Consider the following 22,349-nt stretch of genomic DNA (forward strand, 5'->3'; position numbering starts at 1 on the left):
CTTACGGCGGGTCACCTTTTTCAAACGCCAAAAAGGTAACCCAAAACGCTTGCTCCTACGTTCGGCCCTCGCAGGCTCGGGTTCCTTCGCTCCGGGACCGATCCGGGCGCAGCGGCTACGGTTTGCTTCGCTGCACCTCCTTCCGCTGTGTCTGGCTGCGCCAGACGGTCGCTGCGCTCCCACGCCCGGATCAATCCCTCCACTCAGCCTTCCGATGTCGCTGGTTAGGCAAGATCAAGAGCACTCGAGCTAACGCTCATTGTTGAGTGGTTAGAAGCGGGTGGTTGGCTTTTGATCTGCGGTGGATTCGCCCCTCACCCCAGCCCTCTCCCGAGGGAGAGGGGGCCGATTTTGGTTGGCTTCGAAGTTTGTGTACGACTCGGTATTGCACGTTGGCGTAGCTCTTACATCCACCACGGTCAGTCCCCTCTCCCTCCGGGAGAGGGCTAGGGTGAGGGGCTTTTGATCTTGACCTTGATCTTTTGATTTTCAGGCAGGAAACCAGATTGACCGCGCCCATAAAACCAACTGAACGCCCTCACCAACCCCGAACTCAAAATTCCAGGCGAAACGCCAACAACCAATTCCGGGGGGAGTGTATGGCTCGATTACCTGTCATTGCGGTCACGGCCAGTAGCTGGAAGATCGGCCCGCATGCGGTGCAGATGAATGACGACAAGAATTCGCGTGCGGTGGCCTGTGCGACAGGTGGGCTGCCGCTGATTTTGCCGATGTTTCCTGATCTGCTCGATCCTGAGCAGATTGTCGCGAGTGTTGATGGTTTGCTGTTCACCGGTGCGCCGTCGAATATCGAGCCGTTTCATTACGGCGGGCCAGCGAGTCCGCCGGGGACTGAGCATGATCCTGCGCGTGATCATCTGACGCTGCCGTTGTTGCGGGTCGCGATTGCTGCCGGGTTGCCGGTGCTAGGTTTGTGTCGCGGGGTGCAGGAGCTCAATGTGGCTTTCGGCGGAACCTTGCACCAGCAGCTTGATGAGCCAGGTCCGGAGCATGAGCCGCCCGGTGATGAATCTATCGAAGAGCAGTACGCCAAGACCCACGACGTAACGGTGCAACCGGGCGGCGTTCTGGCGCGGCTTGGGCTTGAGGGCGTGATCAAGGTCAATTCGGTGCACGCTCAGGGCATCGCGCGGGTGGCTGAGGGGTTGCGTGTTGAGGCAGTGGCGGAGGATGGCTTGATCGAGGCGCTGTCGGTTGAGGGCAGCAAGGGATTTGCTTTGGGCGTGCAGTGGCATCCTGAGTGGCAGGTGCTGTCGCATCCGGAATATCTGAAGATATTTCACGCCTTTGGCGAGGCGTGCCGCCTGTATGCCGAACAACGTACCGCTGGGCTTTAGCGGGATGGATGTTAACAATGGTCAGGGTTGAAGTTAGGGCTTTAAACAAAAACAGCCTGTAAAGAACAACAGAAAAAAGCCCGTACAGGGTACGGGCAATTAAGGAGGGTACTCGTGAGCGACCTGCTTTTGGCAGGTCTGCTATTGGGATCGCACTCGCTGAAGTTGTTTCGTGTTTTCTAGAAGATAATCTGACTAACGGTCAGTTGATTCAAAGCAGTGATCACCGTGAAGGCAATTCAATATCGGTTTGCCATGTTGCTGATTCATAAAACCGTTTTGTTGACAGCCATAGCCAGTTGAACCGCGCGCACTGCAATGATGGTTCATAAGATGTGGGTATGGCAGACATTAGACTAGCGCTTCGGCGGTGTTTTGAATTGGCTGTCGATCAGCATCATCTTCGCGGCGCAGAGCGCGAGGCCTTCATCAATGGCCTGCTCTTGTTGCAGCTTGATGCATCGCCCGCACAGTCCGGCATGGCCCGCGCCCGCCTTGTAGCGTTCCGCTTGCTGGGGGCTTTTATACAGCCTGTTGCACCTTGTACAAGTATGCTGTTGATCATCGTCATCCATCACGCACTCTCCTGTTACGGCTCGATAGGCCAATTCAACCTTCGCACAGGCTTCGGTGGGTTTGTATAAAAAATCACGCGAAAAGCGCTTCGCTTATTAATTATTGAGGATCGGAAGATCAGGGTTTATTTGCACGTCAGTACAACTTCCACACCTGCGACTGCAAGAGACGGGGTTTTGCGCGCAATGACACGGAAATGACAAGGCTGACGCAAGCACGATCAAGTTTGCACGCTGCAATTGCATCGCAAAGTTGCCAGGCAAGGGATCGTTAGTTGCCTTTCATTTGGCTGTTAAAAATACATTACGCTCCACTTGTACATATTTGATGGCTCTGTATAGCTAATTTTCAGGGCTTTGAAACGTATATCGAAATCCAGTCAAATTCTCTGAATTTCTCCGCGCGTGAAACATCCCTGTTTAGTAACAACAGGAGAGCCTCATGAGCCAAGCAGAATTGTATGTGATCAACTACCGACTCCACGGCAAGCCCAAGTCGTTCATTATCAGGACAAAATTGATGAACAACGCGGAAGCCTGGCAGTGGGCCAGTTGTGACGCGGGGTTGACCCCGATCCCCAAGCCCGGAAGGCCTCCCTTGAAGCGTTTTTCCAAACCGATGGCGGAGCGGTTCGGCGTGACCGACGTGCAATGGCGGGCCTCGAAACCCGTGACCTGGGATGAGGACATGGCGATATGACCGCGTGGCCCTGCTTGCGCAATCGGAGCGATTGTCAGGAGTTTCAGCATGTGTGAGTACATTGTCCAGCACGCCGCCCCGCAGAAACTGGCGTCGTGCTTTCTCGAAGGGGAGATTTCACGAATTGAAGTGTTGGGCGTTTCGGCAAAAAGCACCGACGCGAGCGACCACGGGACGAGCGCGAAAGGCGAACTGATCAAACCCGGCATGCAACTCACCGGCATTCGCCATCGCGGCACCACACTGGAATGTCTGCCGGTGCGCTGGGGCTGGTCACCGTTCTGGTCGAGCGGTACGTTGGCGCCGCTGACGCATTTGCCGCTGCACCTGGTGATGCGTTCGAAAGTCTTCAACCGGGTCAAGCGTGACGGGCGCATGCTCGTCGCCGTCGAGGGCTGGTACGAGCCTCTGGATACCGGCATGACCGTGCATTCACGCAATCTGGCCTACACCACGTCGCGTCAGCCGGCCCCCATGTTCCTTGCGGCGCTTGCACAAGGAGGCGGCGCCTCGAACGGATGTGAAGGGCTGGCATTGGTGACTCATGAAGATGTCGAGATGAAACGCCAGCGGTTGCTGGCGTTCGCCGCGCAGAATGCGCTGGCATGGTTAAGCCCCGACCTGGAATGGGAACAGGCGCGGGTGCTGGCCGTGCACCGCGCGGTGATCGAACCGCAATTGGAGCACGTGCTCACCTCCCAGCGCACCCTGCGGTTCAGGTGAATCGCCGAACCGGCGCCTCACAGATGCGTCGGTTCACACAACATCGTCGGGCAGGTTTTTCAGGTATTGCACCAGCGTCGCGGCGCACGCTTCAATCGCGCCATCGACCACCAACTCGAATCCATGGGTATTTTCCGTCGGTATCGCCAGGCAACCTGCCTGCGCGCTGATACCTGAACTCATCACCGCACTGGCATCGGAAGCAAAATCCACCAGTAAGGCAAACTGCGGATCAAAGCCGCAATGCTTGGCGGCAGCGGCCAGCGCTGTCACCACGTGTCTTGAGTAATAGCCTTTCTGGTCGCCGGTATTGATGATCGGATCGACCTTCAACTGCGTCGCGTATTCGCTCATCACCGGACCGACTTCGACGGCAATGGTCGTCTCCCCGGGCAAATGCGCGGCGGCGTACATCGCGCCGGCGTTGCTTTCTTCTTCGAGGGTGGTGAAGACGAAGTAAGCGTCACAGGGCAACTCGCCGCGCCACTGGCTCAATTGCTCGACGGCTTGCAACATGGCCACGACTGGCGCGCTGTCATCGAGAAAGTGCGCGGCAATCGCATCGTTGACGCGAAACGGCGTGCGCCAGTGCTGACTGAGCACCACCCGCGTGCCGGGACGCACGCCCATGCGCTGCAAGGCTTGCGGGTCCTGGCGGGTGATGACGTGCACGTCTTTCCATTGCACGGCGCCGCTGAGCACGTCCTGGCCTTGCGGCGAGCCGGTGGTTGCGTGCATCGAGCCGAACGACAGCACGCCGGGCAGCACCTGCTCGTCGCCGAGAATATCCACCGGGCAGACGCCGAAGTTCACCGGGTTGGCGCCGCCCAGCGCCACCACCCGCAGAGTACCGTCCGGCTCGACGCGTTTGACCACCATGGCGATTTCATCCATGTGGCCCATGATGCGTACAGCACCGGCAGCGGTGTTCCGGCCCTTGATCAAGCCGATGACATTGCCCGCCGGGTCGGTCCACGTTTCATCGCAATGACGCTGCAAGTGTTCCTGACAGATGCTTCGGACCTCGTCTTCCTGACCACCGGGACCGCGCGCCATCAACAGGCGCTTGAGCAGTGCTTCGGTGTTGGCCGTGGTCTCGCCATCGGCGGCCTGTTCGCGGTTTTTCGACATCGCTTTCAGTCCTCTTTGACGTGCGTCCCGTTGCGGGGCGCTCTACGTTTAGGAAGGCATGGGCGTTAAAAATTCAATCGCAAAGCGCTGCGGCCGGCGGTTGAAGATTTCTTCGAACCTTCGTTGGTTTCGACCGATCACAACAGACACAACGATCATTTTTTTATAAGGCGCACAGGGCGCCGCAACAGCCTGCCAGCGCGGTCAGAGGGCAAATCGGCGCTTTCGATCCGGCAGTAAGGACGTCAACCATGAATCAACACAAGCCGGTCGAACAGATCATAGTCATTGGTGTTTCCAGCGGTGGATTGGCCGCATTGCGCGTGCTGCTGGAGCAGTTTCCACGCGATCTGCCCGCAGCTGTGTTCATCACCATGCATATCGGCGATCAGCCGAGCCTGCTGCCGAGCCTGCTGACGCACACCTCGTCGCTCGACATCAGTTTCGCCGCCAGCGGCGCCCGGCCAGCCAATGGCTGTGTGTACATCGCACCGCCGGACAAGCACTTGCTGATCAAGCGCGACACGCTGCAACTGGTGCGCAGCGCCAAGGAAAACCATGCGCGCCCGGCCATCGACCCGATGTTTCGCTCGGCCGCGACCAGCTATGGCGACAGAACCATTGGCGTGCTGCTGACCGGCGAGCTGGATGACGGCGTGGTCGGGCTGCAAGCGATCAAAGCGTATGGCGGCCAGGTGTTCGTGCAGGACCCGGACACCGCCGAAGCGCCGTCGATGCCACGCAATGCGCTGCGGCATGTGCAAGTGGATGTGTGCCTGCCGCTGAACACGTTGGGCACGGCGTTGGTCCAGACGGTCCGGCAACGGGCTGACGGCGCTCATTCGTCTGAGCCGCCGCCACGCATCGAGCCTTTCGCAACGGAGAACGACCTCACCGAAAACCTCAGTCGCGGCGGCGCCTATGCGCTGGATGCGGTCGGCAAGGTCGCCGGGATGTCCTGCCCGGATTGTGGCGGCGCGCTGTGGGAAGTCGGCGAAACGCCGCCGCGTTATCGCTGCCACACCGGCCACGCCTACACCAGTCGCGCCTTGTTCGAAGCGCAAAATGAAACCGTCGAAGAAGCGCTGTGGGTAGCGATTCGCACCTTGCACGAGAAGCAGTTACTGCTCGGGCGGCTGATTCAGAGCAGCAAGGACCACGGCCGCACCAGTGCGTTGAAGGAATACGAACTGACCAGCGAAGGTCTCGAAAGCCACAAGGACACGTTGCGCGGGTTGCTGACGAACTTGCGTTCGGTTGAATGATAACGAGGTCCGGATGGCAAGCATGAGCGTTGACAGCAAAGCCCAGGTCACAAGCATCTTCGAGCAATTACTCAGCCTGCGCGAGAGCGTGAATACGTTGCGCGAGATCGAGGAGGGCAGCGCCACGCTGCGCGGGCAGCAGACGATGGACGTCGACGGCGCTTTCGATCTGGTTTTCGAGAAGCTTCAAGACAACATCGCCAGCATGGAAGAGGCCCTGGCGACGCTGGCCGAAGCCACGGGCGATGTGCCGAAGTTCTAGTCTGCCGGGAGGAGCAAGCATGGATCAGCAAAGCAAGGGGCTGGTGGTGATCTGCGGCGCCAGCGCCGGCGTGGGGCGCGCCACGGCCCACCGTTTTGCCGCCGCCGGTTACCGCATTGGCTTGCTGGCGCGCGATGAGGCCGGGCTGGAGTCGGCGCGCGAAGAGCTGGCGCAATACGGTCAGGCATTGAAGGCGATCAGCGTCGATGTCGCCGATGCGCAAGCGCTCGAAGCAGCGGCGATTGCGCTGGAGGAGGAACTGGGGCCGCTGCAGATCTGGGTCAATTCAGCCATGGTCACTGTGTTTTCACCGGTCGAGAAGCTCAGCGCAGAGGAGATCCATCGGGTCACCGAAGTGACTTATCTCGGCACCGTGCACGGCACGTTGGCGGCGTTGCGCTTGATGCGACCACGCAACAATGGATTGGTCATCCAGGTCGGCTCGGCACTGGCTTACCGGGCAATTCCGCTGCAGTCGGCCTATTGTGCAGCCAAGTTCGCCGTGCGCGGTTTCACCGATGCGTTGCGCTGCGAGTTGCTGCACGAGCGCAGCCGCATTCGCGTGTGCATGGTGCAGTTGCCGGCGATCAATACACCGCAGTTCGATTGGGCGCGCAACAAACTGGAAAAACGCCCGCAACCGGTGCCGCCGATTCACGACCCGGACGTCGCCGCCCGGGCGATCTTCAGCGTCATCCAGCGCCCGCCACGCGAGTTGTGGCTGGGCACGGCGAGCATCAAGGCGATTGTCGGCAGTTGCCTGATTCCGGGGCTGCTCGACCGAATGCTCGCGCGCCAATGCTATCCGGGGCAGATGAGCAAGGAAAACGACCACGGCGAGCACGGCGACAACCTCTTTCAACCGCTGAGTGGCGATCTGCACCGCGCGCGCGGACGCTTCGTGGGGCGCTCTCGCGACAGCGCGCTGGCGCTGACCTCGACCCAGGTGTCGGCATTGGCAGCGGCGCTGGCAGTGGTCGGCGCGCTGGTGTTGTTATGGTTTTGAAACGTTGCGACGAAACCAGCGGTAGCCAAAGCCGTTCAGTGTCAGCGCCTCGGTTTCGTTGACGGGCAAGGGATAGACGCCGTCCGCGAGGACCTGCTCGAAACCCTGCAGTTGCTTGGTCAACGCCAGATCGAGGGTGACCGGTTGCCGACTGAGGTTGGCCAGCACAAGGGTGGTCGCTGCGCCGACATGGCGCATGGCAAATACTGCCGGATGTGCCTGCGCAAGGGGTTCAGAGGCGCCCCAGCCGATTTCGCCGAGTTGCGCCCGCTGCTGAAAAATCGCCTGACAGCGCGCGAGCAGCGACTCGGTATCTTCTTGCTGCGTCGCAACATTCACCCGCTGATAGCTGAACGGTCCGGCATCGATCAGCGGCGCCGGCAGCTTCGCTTGCGCCGCGCGGGAAAAACCGCCGTTGACCTCAGCGCTCCACTGCATCGGCGTGCGTACGGCGAGACGTTCGCGCCGTCGCAGGTCATCGCCCATGCCGATTTCCTCGCCGTAACGAATGATCGGCGTACCCGGCAATGACGCCAGCAACGCCTGCGCCAATGCCTGATGCCGCACGTCGCCATTGAGCATCGGCGCCAGCCGTCGACGAATACCGCGGCCATAGACACGCATGTCCTCTTGCGGGGCAAACACCTGCATGACTTCCTCGCGCTCGGCCGGGCTCAGGCGTTCCAGATCCAGCTCGTCATGATTGCGCAGCCACACCGCATAACCGGCGCCGTCCGGGGCTTGCGGACGCTGGCGCAACGCGCGCAACAGCGGTTCGGCACGCTCGCGGGCCAGGGCCAGAAACAGGTGATTATTCATCCAGAAATCCAGCGCCAGTTGCAAGCGATTGCCACTGCCGAAATAGTGCTGAAAGCGCTGCGGCTCGACATCGACTTCGCCCATCAACAGGCATTCCGGGTTGATCGAGCGTGCATGCGCCGCCAACCGTTCGAGCAGCCACACACCACGTTCTTCCTTGCCGCCGCCGGCCTGTTCCACCGCGTGTGAGGCGGCGTCCAGACGAAACCCGGCAACGCCCAGGCGCAGCCAGTGGCTGATGATCTGTTCGATCTCGGCAATCACCGCCGGGTTCTGCAGGTTCAGGTCCGGCTCGTGCCGGTAAAACAGATGCCGGTAGAACTGCCCGGCCTGATCGTCCCAGTGCCAGATGCTATCCTCCACGCCGGGAAAGATCGGCTGGTTGCCATCGTCCACCGGTTGGTCCGACCAGATGTAATAGTCGCGATAGCGGCTGTGGCGATCCCGGCGTGCCTGCTGAAACCACGGGTGTTGGTCGCTGGTGTGTTGCAACACCAGTTCCATGATCACGCGCATGCCGCGCTGGTTGGCCGCGTCGATCAGCCGGCGAAAATCCGCTTCGCTGCCGAAGCGTTGTTCCACGGCCTGATGATCGCTGACGTCATAGCCACAATCGCGAAACGGCGAGCCGAAGATCGGCAGCAACCACAGCGCGCCGATGCCCAGTGAGCGCAGGTGATCGAGACGTTCCACAATGCCGGCAAAGTCGCCGCAGCCATCGTCGTTGCGGTCGTAAAACTGCGACGGATCAACTTGATAAATCACCGTGGTGTGCGGCCATTCAGCACTCATGGGCAGTTCCTTTCTGACGCAGGATCAGCGCTTGCTGCGCGGCGACGAGGCCGGCGAACGGCTGGTCCTCGCCGTGGCGATCACTGGCCACTTCGACGATCCACTCGCCGGTCAACACAAAAGCATGCTCGGCCTCGTCGAAGTTGATGCAGACAATCCGTTCGTCATCCTCGCAATGGCGCCGATAAGCCAATAGTTGTGGGTGCGAGGGCAATTCCTGCCAGTCGCCGAGGCGCAACGCAGCGCTCTCGCGGCGGCAATGCAGCAGGCGCCGGTACAGATTGAGCGTGGAGTCGCAGGCCGCTTCCTGAGTGTCCACGGCCAGCGCTTCGGCTTCAGGCGGGAAGGGCAGCCATGGCGCCTTGCCCGACCAGCCATGCGGCGCCTGCGCCAGCCACGGTAGCGGCGCCCGGCTGCCGTCGCGTCCGCCGGGGTCGACGCGGGTTTGCGCGTCAACTTGAGTGTCCTCCAGCGCCAGTTCGTCGCCCTGAAAAATGAACGGCGTGCCGCGCAGACTCAGCAGCATTACCGCCGCTGCGTTTGTGCGTGCCAGCGAGCCGCCGTAACGGCTGCGGATGCGGCTGTTGTCGTGGTTGGACAAGGCCCAGGTCGGCCACGCCGATTGCTCGCCGAGGCAACGTTCGACTTCGCGGATGCACAGGCGAAACACCACCGGGTCCCACGGGGCGTCCAAGGGCGGGAAGTTGAACGACATGTGCAATTCGTCACTGGCGCCGTAATAGGCCGCCACTCGTGCCGTCGAGCGGATATTCACTTCACCGATCAACACGCGGTCGCCGGGGTAATGGTCCACCAGGCGGCGCAAGCCGCGCAGCACTTCGTGGCTGTAGGGCTGATCGTTGATCTGCACCATGGTTTCGCCGGCCATGCAGCGCGGGTCATCGGCGAAGGTCGGATCCTTGCCGACGCAATGCACCACGTCGATGCGAAAGCCATCGACGCCACGGTCCAGCCAGAACTTCAGTACGTTGTGCATGGCCTCGACGACTTGCGGGTTGTGCCAGTTGAGGTCGGGCTGCTGCGGCAGGAAGAAGTGCAGATAGTACTGCTGACTGCCTTCATCCCAGGTCCAGGCGCTGCCGCCGTCGATCGACGCGCGCCAGTTGTTTGGTTGGTCGCGCCAGATGTACCAGTCGCGTTTGGGGTTGTCGCGGCTGGCGCGCGATTCGATGAACCACGGATGCTGGTCCGAGGTGTGATTGGGCACAAAATCCATCAGCAATTTGAGGCCGCGCTTGTGCGCCTCGGAAATCAGCTGATCGAGATCGTCCAGGCGTCCGAACAGCGGGTCGATGTCGGTGTAGTCGCAAATGTCGTAACCCGCGTCGCACATCGGCGACGGATACACCGGCGACAGCCACAACGCGCCAACACCGAGCGCCTTGAGGTAGTCGAGCCGCGCGATCAGCCCCGGCAGATCGCCAATGCCGTCACCGTTGCCGTCGGCAAACGAGCGCGGGTAGACCTGATAAATCGCGACGTTTTTCCACCATGCCAAATTCTGCGTAGCGGACATGGTCCTCTCCTTGAATTTGCTTTGATACGCATTGGTTCACGGCTGCTGGTAGTGTCCCGGGACATTGTCGCCTTCGTCGGGCTTGGTCCTTTTCTGCACCTGTACGTCACTCAAACGCGCGTCCTTGAGTTCGGGGAATGTCTGCCTGAGCACGTCTTCCGCCTGCTGCCGATCGAGGCCTTCAAGGTCCTGCTCCAGGGTGCGGCTCTGCGGCTGGTTGTCGAGGATGAAGCTGACGATGTAGCGGGGCTTATCGAACATGGTGGTCATCCTTTTGATGCGGGTCTGGGTGACTGTTTGGGTGGTGCTGACGCGGCGGATAAACGCGCGGCGCTTTCAGTGATGACGCTGAAGACGGGCGGTCGTTCCCTCCAGTTGCCCAAGCGCAGCGCTCGCCGTGCCATACGTCGATTCAGTCGAGCAGTGGCCGCTCACGCCGGGTCAACCTCGCATAACGATTCGGCAGCGCGCCCGGCGCGAGGGAGGTAAAACATGCGTGTGCACCATTTGAATTGCGGCTGTATGTGCCCGTTGGGCGGCGCGTTGTTCGACGGCTACAGTCACGGCCTGACGGCGTCGGTGGTGTGTCACTGCCTGCTGATCGAAACCGCGAGCAACGGCCTGATTCTGGTCGATACCGGGTTCGGCCAGCAGGACGTCCAGCATCCGCAGCGCCTGAGCCGCTTTTTCCGCACGCTGAACAACATCCGTCTCGAGCACCGCTTCACCGCGCTGGAGCAGATCCGCCGGCTGGGCTTCGACGCCAACGACGTGCGCCATATTCTCCTGACCCATCTGGACTTCGATCACGCCGGCGCCCTGCAGGATTTCCCGCGGGCACGGGTGCACGTCATGCAGCAGGAACTGCAGCATGCCCGTTCGGCCAGTGACTGGATCGAACGGCGGCGCTTTGTCCCGGCGCAATGGCGCGACGTCGACGGCTGGGAGCTGTACGCGCCGCAGGGCGACACCTGGTTCGGATTCGATTCGGTGCGCGCCGTGCTCGGTGCCGAGGAAGAAGACATCCTGCTGGTGCCGCTCAGCGGCCACACCCTTGGCCACGCCGGCATTGCCCTGCGCACCACCGACGGTTGGCAGCTGCACGCCGGCGACGCCTATTTCCATCACGACGAAATCCACCTACCGAAACGCCGCTGTCCGCCGGGCATGCGCCTGTATCAGTTCATGATGGACAGCGACCGCCACGCACGGCTGCACAACCAGCAACGCCTGCGCGAACTGGCCGCCGATGCGCGCGCGGCGGTGAAGATCTATTGCAGCCATGATGCGCGGGAACTGGAACGGGCAATGCACGCTGGGGCAGACGCGGCGGCGATGTCGCCGGGGCAGGGGGACCGGTTGCGGCATTTGTGAGGGTTGCAATCGCCATTGCTAACCGCCGCGACTCCTGATCGATTGCAGTTCACCGCAGAACGCTCACGTCGGCGCAGATCCCCAATATCCCCGAATCAGTTCCCTCTCCCTCGGGAGAGGGCTAAGGTGAGGGGCTTCCCTGTCAGAATCAACGAGATATCCGAAACCTTAACGCCGCCCGGTGCGCGTACTGACATCCACCCACACCGCCAGCACCAGAATGCTGCCCTTGACGATCATCTGCCAGTAACTGTCGACGTCGAGCATCGACATGCCGTTGTCGAGGCTGGTGATCACCAGCGCGCCGAGCAGGGCGCCGTACACCGTGCCGGAGCCGCCGCGCATGGAGGTGCCGCCGATGAAGCAGGCGGCGATGGCGTCGAGTTCGCCCATGCTGCCGGCCGAGGGTGACCCGGCGGCGAGGCGCGCGGTGTTGACGAGGCCGGCGAGGGCGCACATCACGCCCATGATCCCGAAAATCCACAGTTTGACCGCTTGCACGTTGATCCCCGACAGGCGTGTCGCTTCCATGTTGCTGCCCACCGCATAGACGCGGCGGCCGAACACGGTCTGGCTGGTGACGTAGCTGAACACACCGAGCAGGGCCAGCAGCAACAGGACCGGCACGGGAATGCCGTCGTAGCTGTTGAGCGTCTGCACGAAACCGGCCAGTACCGCGCCGATCACCAGCACGCGGATTACGTCGCGCACCAGCGAGTGCGCGGCGAGGCCGTGCAGGGCGCGGTTGCGCCGCTGTTTCCAGGTGAGGAATACGGTCAGCGCGAACAGCACAATACCGAGCCCGGTGCCCATGGCGTGGGGCAGGTAACCCTGACCGATGTAGACCAGTTCCGGCGACACCGGCGCGATGGTGGTGCCGCCGGTAATCCCGAGCAGAATGCCGCGAAACGCCAGCATGCCGCCCAGCCCGACGATGAATGACGGAATGCGCAGATACGCCGTCATATAGCCGTTGCCGAGGCCGATCATCAGCCCGCACAGCGCCACCAGACTCAGGTTGGCCAGCAGCGGGATGTGATAGACCACGTCGAGTATCGCCGCGAGGCCGCCGAGCAGGCCGAGCAGTGAGCCGACCGACAGATCGATTTCGCCACTGATGATCACCAGCACCATGCCGCAGGCGAGAATCCCGGTGATCGACATTTGCCGCAGCAGGTTGGAGAGGTTGCGCGGGGTGAGAAAGCCGCCCTCGGTCTGCCAGCTGAAGAACAGCCAGATCAGCACCACGGCGAACACCAGCGCGAGCATTTTGTAGCGGGTGAACAGCTGTTTGACCTGATTCATTTACGCGGATTTCCGATCGTTATTGTTATGGCTGCCGGGCTGGCTGAGCGCGGCGGCGAGCACCTGTTCCTGGGTCAGATCCTGATTGACGAAGTCGCCGCGCAACTGGCCTTCGCCGATCACCAGTACGCGGTCGGACACGCCGAGCACTTCGGCCAGCTCCGACGAAACCATGATGATCGACACGCCGGCGGCCGCCAGCGCGCCCATCAATTTGTAGATCTCGTACTTGGCGCCGACGTCGACGCCACGGGTCGGCTCATCGAGAATCAGCACCCGCGGCTTGGCCAGGAGCATTTTCGCCAGCACGGCTTTTTGCTGGTTGCCGCCGGACAGGCTGGTGATCGGCAGAAACGGGCTGGCGGTCTTCAGGTGCAGGCGCGAGATTTCCCGGTCGATGCTGCCCAGCTCGGCCTCGGCATCGATGCGGCTGAGTTTCGAATAACTGTCGAGCACGGCGAGGGTGATGTTCTGGCCGACGCCCAGGTCAGGGATGATGCCCTGGCGCTTGCGGTCTTCGGGCACCAGGCACAGGCCGGCGCGGATCGATTTCAGCGGCGTGGCGGTGTCGATCGGCTGGCCGTCGAGCCAGACTTCGCCCTCATGGCGGCCGGGATACGCGCCGTACAAAGCCGTGACCAGTTCGGTGCGGCCGGCCCCGACCAGCCCTGCGATGCCGAGGATTTCTCCGCGTTTGAGCACGAACGACACATCGTCGACCCGTTTGCGCTTGGGGTTGTCGACGTCGTAGCAGGTAATATGCCGCGCTTCGAAAATCACTTCGCCAATCTCGTGCGGCTCGGACGGGTAGAGGTTGCTCATTTCGCGGCCGACCATTTGCGTGATGATCTGCGCAATGTCCATGTCGGCCATGGCGGTGGTGGCGATGTGTTTGCCGTCGCGGATCACCGCAATGGTGTCGCAGACGGCGGCCACTTCATCGAGCTTGTGCGAGATGTACACGCAAGCGACGCCCCTGGCCTTGAGGTCACGGATGATGTCCAGCAACACCTCGATTTCCGAACGGCTCAGGGCCGACGAGGGCTCGTCGAGGATCAATAGGCGCGCCTGTTTGTTCAGCGCTTTGGCGATTTCCACCAGTTGCTGGTAACCGCCGCCGTATTGGGAAACCGGCAGCGACACGTTCATGTCCGGCACTTTCAGTTCGCGCATCAGCGCTTCGGCGCGGTGGATCATTGCCGGGTAATTCATCCGCCCACCGGACAGGGTCAATTCATGGCCCATGAAGATGTTTTCGGCCACCGAAAGGTCCGGCACCAGGGTCAGTTCCTGGTGAATGATGACGATGCCGGCGGCTTCGGTTTCGCTGATCGATTGCGCCCGCAGCGGTTGCCCGTCCCAGAGGATTTCACCCTCCCAGGTGCCATGCGGATAGACCGCCGAGAGGATTTTCATCAGCGTCGATTTGCCGGCACCGTTCTCACCGCACAGGCCAACGCACTCACCGGGCCGGACCTTGATGTCGATGCCGTTGAGCGCTTTGACACCGTTGAAGGATTTGACGATGCCGTTCATTTGCAGCAGGTAGTCGGACATAACCAGGGCTCGTATTCCAAGGGCTCAGAAAACACGGAACCTGTGGGAGCGAGCCTGCTCGCGAAGGCGTCAGCACGTTCAATCGCGATGCAAGCTTAACCACCGTCTTCGCGAGCAGGCTCGCTCCCACAAGGGGTCTCCCACATGGTTCCTCATAACCAAAGGATCACTGCCCGGCAATCTGCGCCTTGGTGTAGAACCCGTCCTGTTCGAGCAAGTTGATGTTGTCCTTGGTCAGCGGGGTGGGCGTGAGCAGGATGGTGTCGACTTTTTTGCTGCCGTTATCGTATTGCGAGGTGTAGGCGGGTTTTTCGTTGCGGGCCAGTTGCACCGAGAGCTTGGCCGCTTCCGAGGCGATCAGCTTCAGCGGCTTGTACACGGTCATGGTTTGCGTGCCGGCGATCACGCGTTTGACGGCGGCGAGGTCGGCGTCCTGCCCGGAAATCGGCACCTTGCCGGCCAGTTGCTGCGCGGCCAAGGCCTGGATCGCGCCGCCGGCGGTGGCGTCGTTGGAAGCGACGATGCCGGCGATTTTGTTGTCGTTGCGGGTCAGGGCGTTTTCCACAATGCTCAGCGCTTCGGTCGGGTTCCATTCCTTGACCCATTGCTGGCCAACGATCTTGATATCACCCTTGTCGATGGCCGGTTGCAGCACTTTCATCTGGCCTTCACGAAGGATCTTGGCGTTGTTGTCAGTGGGTGCGCCACCGAGCAGGAAGTAGTTGCCCTTCGGCGCGGCTTTGAGCACGCCGCCGGCCTGCATCTCGCCGACCTTTTCGTTATCGAAGGAAATGTAGGCGTCGACATCGGCGTTGAGAATCAGCCGGTCGTAGGACACGACCTTGATCCCGGCTTTCTTCGCTTCGGCCACGGCATTGGTCAGCACGGTGGCGTTGAATGGCACGATGACGATTACATCGACGCCACGGGAAATCAGGTTTTCGATCTGCGAAATCTGCTTCTGCTCGTTGGCATCGGCCGATTGCACAAACACCTTGGCGTCCATTTTTTCCGCCGCCGCGACGAAGTAATCGCGATCGCGCGACCAGCGTTCCAGCCGCAGGTCATCGATGGAGAAGCCGATTTTCGGATGGGCAGCGTCAGCCAGTACCGGTAGCGACAGCAGTGCCAGAGCACTGGCCAGGAGCGTACGTTTGAGGTTCTTCATGGTGGTGCGTCCTTTTATTTTTGTTTGAAAGACACGGCCTGACGATGAATATCGGGCTGGTAGAACTGTAGAGAATTTGCGGGCGCCGCACGCACAGAATTGTCGTGCAATTGTCACAGCGGCGAGGCGCCGACAGACCCCATCGGGATCAGCGATAGATAAAACGGTTGACGATGTTTTCGAGCATTTCCTGACGGCCGCTGACGGCTTGTGGGTTGAGCTCGTTGGTGAAGGCATGCTCGGCCAGTGACTCAAGATTGAAGTCGCCTGCCATGACCGCTTGACCAAAAGGCTGCCGCCAGCCGGCGTAGCGTTGATCCTTGAGCGCTTGCAACTGATCGTTTTCGATCATCGCCGCGGCGCGTTCCAGCGACTGAGCGAGCACGTCCATGGCGCCGACGTGACCATGGAACAGGTCGACCTCGTCGAGGCTCTGGCGACGCACCTTGGAGTCGAAGTTGAAACCGCCGTTCTTGAAGCCGCCAGCCTTGAGGATTTCATAGGTGGCGAGGGTCATTTCTTCGACGCTGTTGGGGAATTGATCGGTGTCCCAGCCATTTTGCGGATCACCGCGGTTGGCGTCGATGCTGCCGAAAATCCCCAGCGAGGCGGCGGTGGCGATTTCGTGATGGAAGCTGTGGCCGGCCAGCGTCGCGTGGTTGGCCTCGATGTTGACCTTGATTTCCTTTTCCAGACCGAACTGCTGCAGGAAGCCAAACACCGTGGCGCTGTCGTAATCGTATTGGTGCTTGGTCGGTTCTTGCGGCTTGGGTTCGATCAGCAGATCGCCCTTGAAACCGATCTTGTGCTTGTGCTCGACCACCATGCGCATGAAACGCCCGAGTTGCTCGCGCTCACGCTTGAGGTCGGTGTTGAGCAGGGTTTCGTAGCCTTCACGACCGCCCCACAACACATAGTTGGCGCCTTTCAGGCGTTGTGTCGCGTTCATCGCGCTGAACACCTGAGCCGCTGCGCAGGCGAAGATTTCCGGGTCCGGATTGCTCGCGGCACCGGCGGCAAAGCGCGGATTGCTGAAGCAGTTGGCGGTGCCCCACAGCAGCTTGATGCCGCTTTGTTCCTGGTGGCGCTCAAGGTGATCGACCATTTGCGCAAAGTTGTTGCGGTATTCCTTCAGCGACTGGCCTTCGGGGGCGACGTCCGTGTCGTGAAAGCAGTAGTAATCGATACCCAGTTTGCTGAAGAACTCGAAGGCTGCCGAGGCTTTGCCAATGGCCACTTCCATCGGGTCACCGGCGTGGTGCCAGGGGCGTTTGAACGTCCCCGCGCCGAACACATCGGAACCTGGCCAGACGAAGGTGTGCCAGTAACAGGCGGCCATGCGCAGGTGTTCACGCATGGGTTTGCCGAGGATCAGTTTGTCGGCGTCGTAGTGGCGGAAGGCGAGGGGCGAATCGCTGTCTGGACCTTCGTAGCGAATCGGGGCGACATCGGGGAAGTACGGCATGGACGGTGTCCTTGTTGTTCTTGGCGGTGTCTCGATACTAGCAACGGCCCCGGCTGCGAAGATTATGAAAATCACCAACACACAGTGCGATTTTGCGTATTGAGATTCGCTGCGCACGCGCCTAGTCTGTGCCGACCGCCTCTTTGAATGGAGGCCCTGAACGCGCCGACAACAATGAAAACACTACCGCCTGTTCACCGCATCGCCCTGTTGTTCAACGGCAGCAAGATCTACGACCGCGGCATCATCAGCGGCATCGGCAACTACCTGAGCAGCACCCGCGCCTCGTGGGATCTGTTCCTGGAAGAAGACTTTCTCTGCCGCTTGAAAGGTATCGAGCGCTGGCAGGGTGACGGGATCATTGCCGACTTCGACGACCCGCTGATTGGCGAGGCCCTGGCCGACATCCAGTTGCCGGTGGTGGCGGTGGGCGGTTCCTATGAAGATGCGCGGGCCTACCCGAAAGCGATTCCCTATGTCGCCACCGACAATAACGCCCTGATCACTCTGGCTTACAACCACCTGATCGAAGCGGGGCTGCAACGCTTTGCCTGCTTCAGCCTGCCCGAAGCGCAGGCCAATCGCTGGGCGCAGGAGCGGGAAAAAGCCTTTCGCCGGTTGATGCAACGTGATGGTTTGCGCGCCGAGGTCTATCGCGGCATGGGCACCAGCGCGCCGCTGTGGGACAGCGCCGTCGAGCAACTGATCGCCTGGCTGCAAGCCTTGCCCAAACCGATCGGCATCATTGCGGTCAGCGACGCCCGTGCCCGCCAGTTATTGCAAGCGTGCCTGACCGCCGGCATCGCCGTGCCTGAGCAAGTGGCGTTGATCGGCATCGACAACGACCCGCTCACGCGCAGCCTGACGCGCGTGCCGTTGAGCTCGGTGATTCAGGGCACCGAAACCATGGGCCGCACCGCCGCGCAACTGCTGCACCAGATGCTCCACGGCATGCCCGCCAGCGGCACGCAGATTCTGGTGCCGCCGGATGCGGTCAATGTGCAGGTGTCGAGCCTGCACCAGCCGTTGGGCAATCCCTACGTGATGCAAGCGCTGCTGTTCATCCGCCAATACGCCTGCCAGGGCATCAAGACCGCGCAGGTAGCGGCTTACGTCGGCGTGTCGCGCTCCTCGCTGGAAGCACATTTTCGCCATGAGCGCGGCTGCAGCGTCCACGACGAAATCCTGCGTTTCAAACTGGCGGCGGCGACCAGTGGCCTGGAGAACCGTGACGCCGCGATTGTCGATGTGGCCCGCGCCTGTGGCTTCAAATCGGCGCAATACCTGCACACGGTGTTTCGCCGTGAGCTGGGTTGTACGCCGCGTGAATATCAGCAAGGCGCGCGTTAGCGACTAGGCCGACGCTTTCGCCTCTGCCTTGATCGCGGATTTGCGATACGTCAGCAAGACAATGCCGGTGACCACAATCACTCCGCCGAGCACCTGGCCCTTGCTGAGCATCTGGTCGAGCACGATCCAGCCCATCAGCAGTGTCGCCAAAGGCTCGATGTTCATCACCGGGGCGTTACGCGGCATGTCCAGGCGTGGCACGGAAATGAACAGCACAATGAAGCCGGTGCCGTACAACACCACCAGCGTGGCCAGAGCCAGCCAGCCGGTCGAGGTCGCCGGCAGGTTCAGGCCGCCGGGCAGGGCGCCGGTGAGGCCCGCCAGGTTGACGCTGCTGAACACAATGAAAATGGTCAACAGACTGCGCGCCGAACCGCGCACCTGAGACAGTTTGTGGTCGGTGATCCACAGCGCACAGGCAAACACGCTGGCGGCGCAGAAGGCGAGCGTCACGCCCAGCCACCAATCCGGGCCAACGCTGCCGGCGTTCGACAGGCGCCCGGGAACGTCCAGCACAAACACCAGACCCACCAGAATCAACCCCATCAACATCGCGGTGCGTGCGGTCGGCCTCGGCCCGCCCATCGCCCAGGTGAGCAATGCCAGCAAAATCGGAAACACGTTGGCCACCAGCAGCGCCAGCGCCACCGGCACTCGCGCCACGGCGGAATACAGACACAAACTTTGCGCCGTGATCAGCAGCCCCAACAGCAATTGCCAACGCCATGCACCGGGCGGCAGACGCAGGCTCTGTTTTTGCCACAGCACCAGCATTGCCAGCACCAGCAACGTCCCGCCGGAACGCATCAGAATGGCCAGCAACACCCCCGCACCGTCGTCAAACGCGACTCGCGCGGCGACATGGTTGCCGGCGAAGGCACAGCCCATGCACAGCAGAATGAGTACGGCGAGGTGGCGAGGGAAGGGCGGCGGTACGGTCGGTGCGATGGTAGAGCGGGACATGGCAGTTCTCGAAAAGTGGCCATTCAGGATGGCGCGGGATTTTTATTATGTTGTCGTACAACTGCGCTGTTTGTACCGTATCGGGAAGGGGCGGGCAAGGGTGCTTTAGAGCAAAGAAGCCTGTTGCTGCTCGGTAAGCGGCTATTTTCCCTTGGCTATGTTGCGGGTTCGAGATCGTACGACTCGACCGGTCAGGGCGCCGCAATCGCCAGAATCTGCTCCGCCAGCCACGCCAGCGCCGGGTCGTGCTGGCGATGGCTCAGATACACCAGATCGAGCTCGAACGGTTCCAGCGCGAACGGCAATTCATGCAGGTCCAGTGGCAGCAATTCGGCGAATTGCTGCGCCAGTTGCGTCGGCAGCACCACGCACAGGTCGGTGGCGGCCACCAGGTGCGCGGCTTGCAGGTAGTTTGGCGTGGTGTAGACGATTTGCCGTTCGAGGTTCTGTTCGGCCAGCCATTGATCGACCATGCCGCGCGTCTGCCCGCCATGGACCCAGAGGTGGCGCAGTTGCAGAAAGGTTTGCAGGTCGAGCGCGCCGCTGATCTGTGGATGTTCGCGGCGCACGGCGATGCGCAAGGTTTCCCGGCGCCACAGTTGCCGAGTGAAGCGGGCCGGCACCTCGTTGAAACGGCCGAGGACCATGTCGAGGTCGCCGCGGTCCAGCGCCTCGACCGGCAGGTTTGGTGTCAGGTGGGCGACGTCGATGCGCAGCTGCGGTGCCACGCTTTGCAGGCGTGCGAGCAAGGCTGGCATGCACAGTTGTTCGACGAAGTCGGTCAGTGCGATGCGCAGTTGCCGGTGGCTGTGTTGCGGCTCGAAGGCCTCGCCACTGCCCAGCGTTTGCTCGATCTGCCGCAGTGCCGCGCGGATCGGCCCTTCCAGCGCCAGCGCACGCGGCGTCGGGCACATACGCCGCCCGACTCGCACCAACAGTGGATCGTCGAGCAGGTCGCGCAACCGCGCCAGGGCATTGCTCACCGTTGGCTGCGTCAATGCCAGCCGTTCGGCCGCGCGCGAAACGTTCTGTTCACGCAAAAGCATATCCAGCACGCGCAGCAGATTCAGATCGAAGTTGGAAATATTCATGCGCGGAATATATGCCATGGGAATTCTAAATTTCAAAAATATCTGAACGCTGCTTAGGGTGGCGCTTGTCCTTTATTGATTGGAGCGCTGCGCGTGACTACGTCTTCGAACTACCAGGCGCCTTTGCGCGACATGCGTTTCGTCTTGCACGAACTGTTCGACGTCAGCGCGCACTGCCGACAATTGCAGGTCGAACTCGACCGCGACGTCCTCGACGGCATTCTCGAGGAAGGCGCGCGGTTCACCGGCGAAGTCATCGCACCGCTCAATCGCAACAGTGACGAGCAGGGCTGTCAGTTGCACTGTAGCGAGGTGACCACACCGGACGGTTTTCGTCAGGCCTATCGACAATACGTCGACAACGGTTGGGCGAGCATGACCGGGCCACAGGCGTTCGGCGGCCAGGGCGTGCCGCAGATGGTCTCCGCGTGCTTTCACGAAATGCTGATGTCGGCGTCGCTGGCCTTTCGGGTTTATTCCGGGCTCACCGAAAGCGCTGTGCTGGCGCTGTACCGCCACGGCAGCGCGGAACTGAAGCAAGCGTATCTGGCGAACCTGATCAGCGGCGAATGGACCGGCACCATGTGCCTCACCGAGCCGCAGGCAGGCACCGATCTGGCGTTGCTGCGCACTCGCGCCCAGCCTGAGGCCGACGGCAGTTACCGCGTTACCGGCAACAAGATTTTCATCAGCGGCGGCGAGCAGGATCTCACCGATAACATCATTCATCTGGTGCTCGCGCGCCTGCCGGATGCACCACCGGGGGTGAAGGGCATCAGCCTGTTTCTGGTGCCGAAAGTCCTGCCCGATGGCCAGCGCAACACGCTCAGTTGCGGCGCGCTGGAACACAAGATGGGCATCAAGGGCACCTCGACCTGCGTAATGAATTTCGATGGCGCGCAGGGCTGGCTGGTGGGCGAAGCGAATCAGGGCCTGGCGTGCATGTTCACCATGATGAATGACGCACGTTTTCAGGTTGGTCTGCAGGGCCTGGGCATTGCCGAAGCGGCGTTCCAGGGTGGCCTGCGCTATGCGCGGGAACGCTTGCAGTCGCGTTCGCTGGCAGGTGCGGTCGCGCCGGATCAGGCTGCCGACCCGATCATCGTCCATCCTGATGTGCGGCGCATGCTGCTGACCCAGAAAGCACTGACCGAAGGTTGCCGGATGCTCGCCACGTACACCGCGCGGCAACTCGATCTCGAACAAGCCATGGGCGCGGATCACCAAGCGGCAAAGCGTCGGGCGGCGCTGCTGATTCCGATCGTCAAGGCGTTTTTCACCGATGTCGGTCAGGAAGTCGCCAGCCTCGGCGTCGCGCTGTACGGCGGCCACGGCTATATCCGCGAGTGGGGCATGGAACAGTTGATGCGCGACAGCCGCATCACTCAACTGTACGAGGGCACCAACGGCATTCAGGCGCTGGACTTGATCCGGCGCAAACTGCTCGGTGACGGCGGTGCGGAACTCAATGCGCTGATCGACGAGTTCGCGCAACTGGCCGAAGCCGCCCAGGCGCATGAACCGCTGCGGGAAATGGCTCAGGCAGTCAGCCAGCGCTTGCGCGAATGGCGCGAGCTTGGCCAAGCAGTCATCGCCGCGTGTCAGCGTGATCCGCAGGAAATCGGCGCGGTGTCGGTGGATTTCCTCGCCTATTCAGCCTACGTCCTGCTCGCCGGTTTCTGGCTGCAAGCGGCGACGCGTGCGCAACAGGCATTGGCGCAAGGCAGCGCTGACAGTGGCTTTTACCAGGCCAAGTTGCACACCGCAGACTTCTACTGGCGGCGCCTGTTGCCGCGCGCCGGCGCCCATCGCGACGCGTTGCTCGGCGGGGCGAACTGCCTGATGGCAATGGCGGCCAGTGACTTCAGTTTCTGAACCCGAGACCGGATAACCCTAAGGAGTCGTGCC

The 22,349-nt window shown here is 61.4% G+C and carries 20 protein-coding genes; 9 read left to right on the forward strand and 11 right to left on the reverse strand.

Annotated elements, in window-relative coordinates; genetic code table 11:
- Nucleotides 1-599 precede the first annotated feature (599 nt).
- On the forward strand, nucleotides 600-1,358 hold the full coding sequence (locus tag ACGSLL_RS16160; RefSeq protein ID WP_394507140.1) for a gamma-glutamyl-gamma-aminobutyrate hydrolase family protein: 759 nt from the start codon (nucleotides 600-602) through the stop codon (nucleotides 1,356-1,358).
- A 356-nt stretch (nucleotides 1,359-1,714) separates the two neighbouring features.
- On the opposite strand, the gene ACGSLL_RS16165 is transcribed toward ACGSLL_RS16160, so the two are convergent.
- Nucleotides 1,715-1,933, reverse strand: coding sequence for a hypothetical protein (locus ACGSLL_RS16165; RefSeq protein ID WP_093101939.1), 219 nt, complete (start codon nucleotides 1,931-1,933; stop codon nucleotides 1,715-1,717).
- Nucleotides 1,934-2,375: 442 nt separating this feature from the next.
- Between ACGSLL_RS16165 and ACGSLL_RS16170 the strand changes: the two genes are divergently transcribed.
- Nucleotides 2,376-2,633, forward strand: coding sequence for a DUF6555 family protein (locus tag ACGSLL_RS16170; protein ID WP_090283044.1), 258 nt, complete (start codon nucleotides 2,376-2,378; stop codon nucleotides 2,631-2,633).
- A 48-nt stretch (nucleotides 2,634-2,681) separates the two neighbouring features.
- Entirely contained in the window at nucleotides 2,682-3,356 is a 675-nt protein-coding gene (locus ACGSLL_RS16175) for an SOS response-associated peptidase family protein (RefSeq protein WP_394507069.1), read from the forward strand.
- Nucleotides 3,357-3,389: 33 nt separating this feature from the next.
- On the opposite strand, the gene ACGSLL_RS16180 is transcribed toward ACGSLL_RS16175, so the two are convergent.
- On the reverse strand, nucleotides 3,390-4,487 hold the full coding sequence (locus tag ACGSLL_RS16180) for a M28 family peptidase (protein WP_394507070.1): 1,098 nt from the start codon (nucleotides 4,485-4,487) through the stop codon (nucleotides 3,390-3,392).
- Between the two features lie 251 nt (nucleotides 4,488-4,738).
- Between ACGSLL_RS16180 and ACGSLL_RS16185 the strand changes: the two genes are divergently transcribed.
- From ACGSLL_RS16185 to ACGSLL_RS16195, 3 genes are read left to right on the forward strand one after another with little or no spacing between them, the layout of a single operon-like run.
- The gene (locus ACGSLL_RS16185; protein ID WP_394507071.1) at nucleotides 4,739-5,752 is read left to right on the forward strand and encodes a chemotaxis protein CheB; all 1,014 of its coding nucleotides are present in this window, start codon (nucleotides 4,739-4,741) and stop codon (nucleotides 5,750-5,752) included.
- A gap of 22 nt (nucleotides 5,753-5,774) precedes the next feature.
- Nucleotides 5,775-6,014, forward strand: coding sequence for a hypothetical protein (locus ACGSLL_RS16190; RefSeq protein ID WP_394507072.1), 240 nt, complete (start codon nucleotides 5,775-5,777; stop codon nucleotides 6,012-6,014).
- Nucleotides 6,015-6,033: 19 nt separating this feature from the next.
- On the forward strand, nucleotides 6,034-7,020 hold the full coding sequence (locus ACGSLL_RS16195; protein ID WP_394507073.1) for an SDR family oxidoreductase: 987 nt from the start codon (nucleotides 6,034-6,036) through the stop codon (nucleotides 7,018-7,020).
- Here the strand turns inward: ACGSLL_RS16195 and ACGSLL_RS16200 are convergent.
- The 3 genes from ACGSLL_RS16200 to ACGSLL_RS16210 are packed head-to-tail and all read right to left on the reverse strand — an operon-like array spanning nucleotide 7,009 to nucleotide 10,429.
- Nucleotides 7,009-8,631, reverse strand: a complete 1,623-nt coding sequence (locus tag ACGSLL_RS16200) for an alpha-amylase family protein (RefSeq protein ID WP_394507074.1) — start codon at nucleotides 8,629-8,631, stop codon at nucleotides 7,009-7,011. The genes ACGSLL_RS16195 and ACGSLL_RS16200 overlap by 12 nt on opposite strands.
- Entirely contained in the window at nucleotides 8,621-10,168 is a 1,548-nt protein-coding gene (locus ACGSLL_RS16205; protein ID WP_394507075.1) for an alpha-amylase family glycosyl hydrolase, read from the reverse strand. The genes ACGSLL_RS16200 and ACGSLL_RS16205 overlap by 11 nt, the downstream gene beginning before the upstream one ends.
- Nucleotides 10,169-10,204: 36 nt before the next feature.
- Nucleotides 10,205-10,429: a hypothetical protein gene (locus ACGSLL_RS16210; protein ID WP_394507076.1), complete on the reverse strand. Its 225-nt coding sequence runs from the start codon at nucleotides 10,427-10,429 to the stop codon at nucleotides 10,205-10,207.
- A gap of 231 nt (nucleotides 10,430-10,660) precedes the next feature.
- Between ACGSLL_RS16210 and ACGSLL_RS16215 the strand changes: the two genes are divergently transcribed.
- Nucleotides 10,661-11,542, forward strand: a complete 882-nt coding sequence (locus ACGSLL_RS16215) for an MBL fold metallo-hydrolase (RefSeq protein WP_394507077.1) — start codon at nucleotides 10,661-10,663, stop codon at nucleotides 11,540-11,542.
- Nucleotides 11,543-11,710: 168 nt separating this feature from the next.
- On the opposite strand, the gene ACGSLL_RS16220 is transcribed toward ACGSLL_RS16215, so the two are convergent.
- The 4 genes from ACGSLL_RS16220 to xylA all read right to left on the reverse strand — a co-directional run bounded on the left by ACGSLL_RS16220 (nucleotide 11,711) and on the right by xylA (nucleotide 17,037).
- Nucleotides 11,711-12,847, reverse strand: coding sequence for a sugar ABC transporter permease (locus ACGSLL_RS16220; RefSeq protein ID WP_394507078.1), 1,137 nt, complete (start codon nucleotides 12,845-12,847; stop codon nucleotides 11,711-11,713).
- Entirely contained in the window at nucleotides 12,848-14,404 is a 1,557-nt protein-coding gene (xylG, locus tag ACGSLL_RS16225) for a D-xylose ABC transporter ATP-binding protein (RefSeq protein WP_394507079.1), read from the reverse strand.
- 166 nt (nucleotides 14,405-14,570) lie between these two features.
- Complete coding sequence (gene xylF / locus ACGSLL_RS16230) at nucleotides 14,571-15,572, reverse strand: D-xylose ABC transporter substrate-binding protein (RefSeq protein WP_394507080.1); 1,002 nt, start codon at nucleotides 15,570-15,572, stop codon at nucleotides 14,571-14,573.
- Nucleotides 15,573-15,720: 148 nt separating this feature from the next.
- On the reverse strand, nucleotides 15,721-17,037 hold the full coding sequence (xylA, locus tag ACGSLL_RS16235) for a xylose isomerase (RefSeq protein ID WP_394507081.1): 1,317 nt from the start codon (nucleotides 17,035-17,037) through the stop codon (nucleotides 15,721-15,723).
- A gap of 174 nt (nucleotides 17,038-17,211) precedes the next feature.
- Between xylA and ACGSLL_RS16240 the strand changes: the two genes are divergently transcribed.
- Nucleotides 17,212-18,387: a XylR family transcriptional regulator gene (locus ACGSLL_RS16240; protein ID WP_394507082.1), complete on the forward strand. Its 1,176-nt coding sequence runs from the start codon at nucleotides 17,212-17,214 to the stop codon at nucleotides 18,385-18,387.
- 3 nt (nucleotides 18,388-18,390) lie between these two features.
- On the opposite strand, the gene ACGSLL_RS16245 is transcribed toward ACGSLL_RS16240, so the two are convergent.
- On the reverse strand, nucleotides 18,391-19,350 hold the full coding sequence (locus ACGSLL_RS16245; RefSeq protein ID WP_394507083.1) for an EamA family transporter: 960 nt from the start codon (nucleotides 19,348-19,350) through the stop codon (nucleotides 18,391-18,393).
- Between the two features lie 191 nt (nucleotides 19,351-19,541).
- Nucleotides 19,542-20,459 carry a LysR family transcriptional regulator gene (locus ACGSLL_RS16250; protein WP_394507084.1) on the reverse strand — a complete coding sequence of 306 codons (918 nt, stop codon included), beginning with the start codon at nucleotides 20,457-20,459 and terminating at the stop codon, nucleotides 19,542-19,544.
- A gap of 114 nt (nucleotides 20,460-20,573) precedes the next feature.
- Here ACGSLL_RS16250 and ACGSLL_RS16255 point away from each other — a divergent pair, with 114 nt between their 5' ends.
- Nucleotides 20,574-22,316 carry an acyl-CoA dehydrogenase C-terminal domain-containing protein gene (locus ACGSLL_RS16255; RefSeq protein ID WP_459349942.1) on the forward strand — a complete coding sequence of 581 codons (1,743 nt, stop codon included), beginning with the start codon at nucleotides 20,574-20,576 and terminating at the stop codon, nucleotides 22,314-22,316.
- The last annotated feature ends 33 nt before the right edge of the window (nucleotides 22,317-22,349 follow it).

Origin of the sequence: Pseudomonas retamae (assembly GCF_043496865.1) — a bacterium.
GTDB lineage: Bacteria > Pseudomonadota > Gammaproteobacteria > Pseudomonadales > Pseudomonadaceae > Aquipseudomonas > Aquipseudomonas retamae.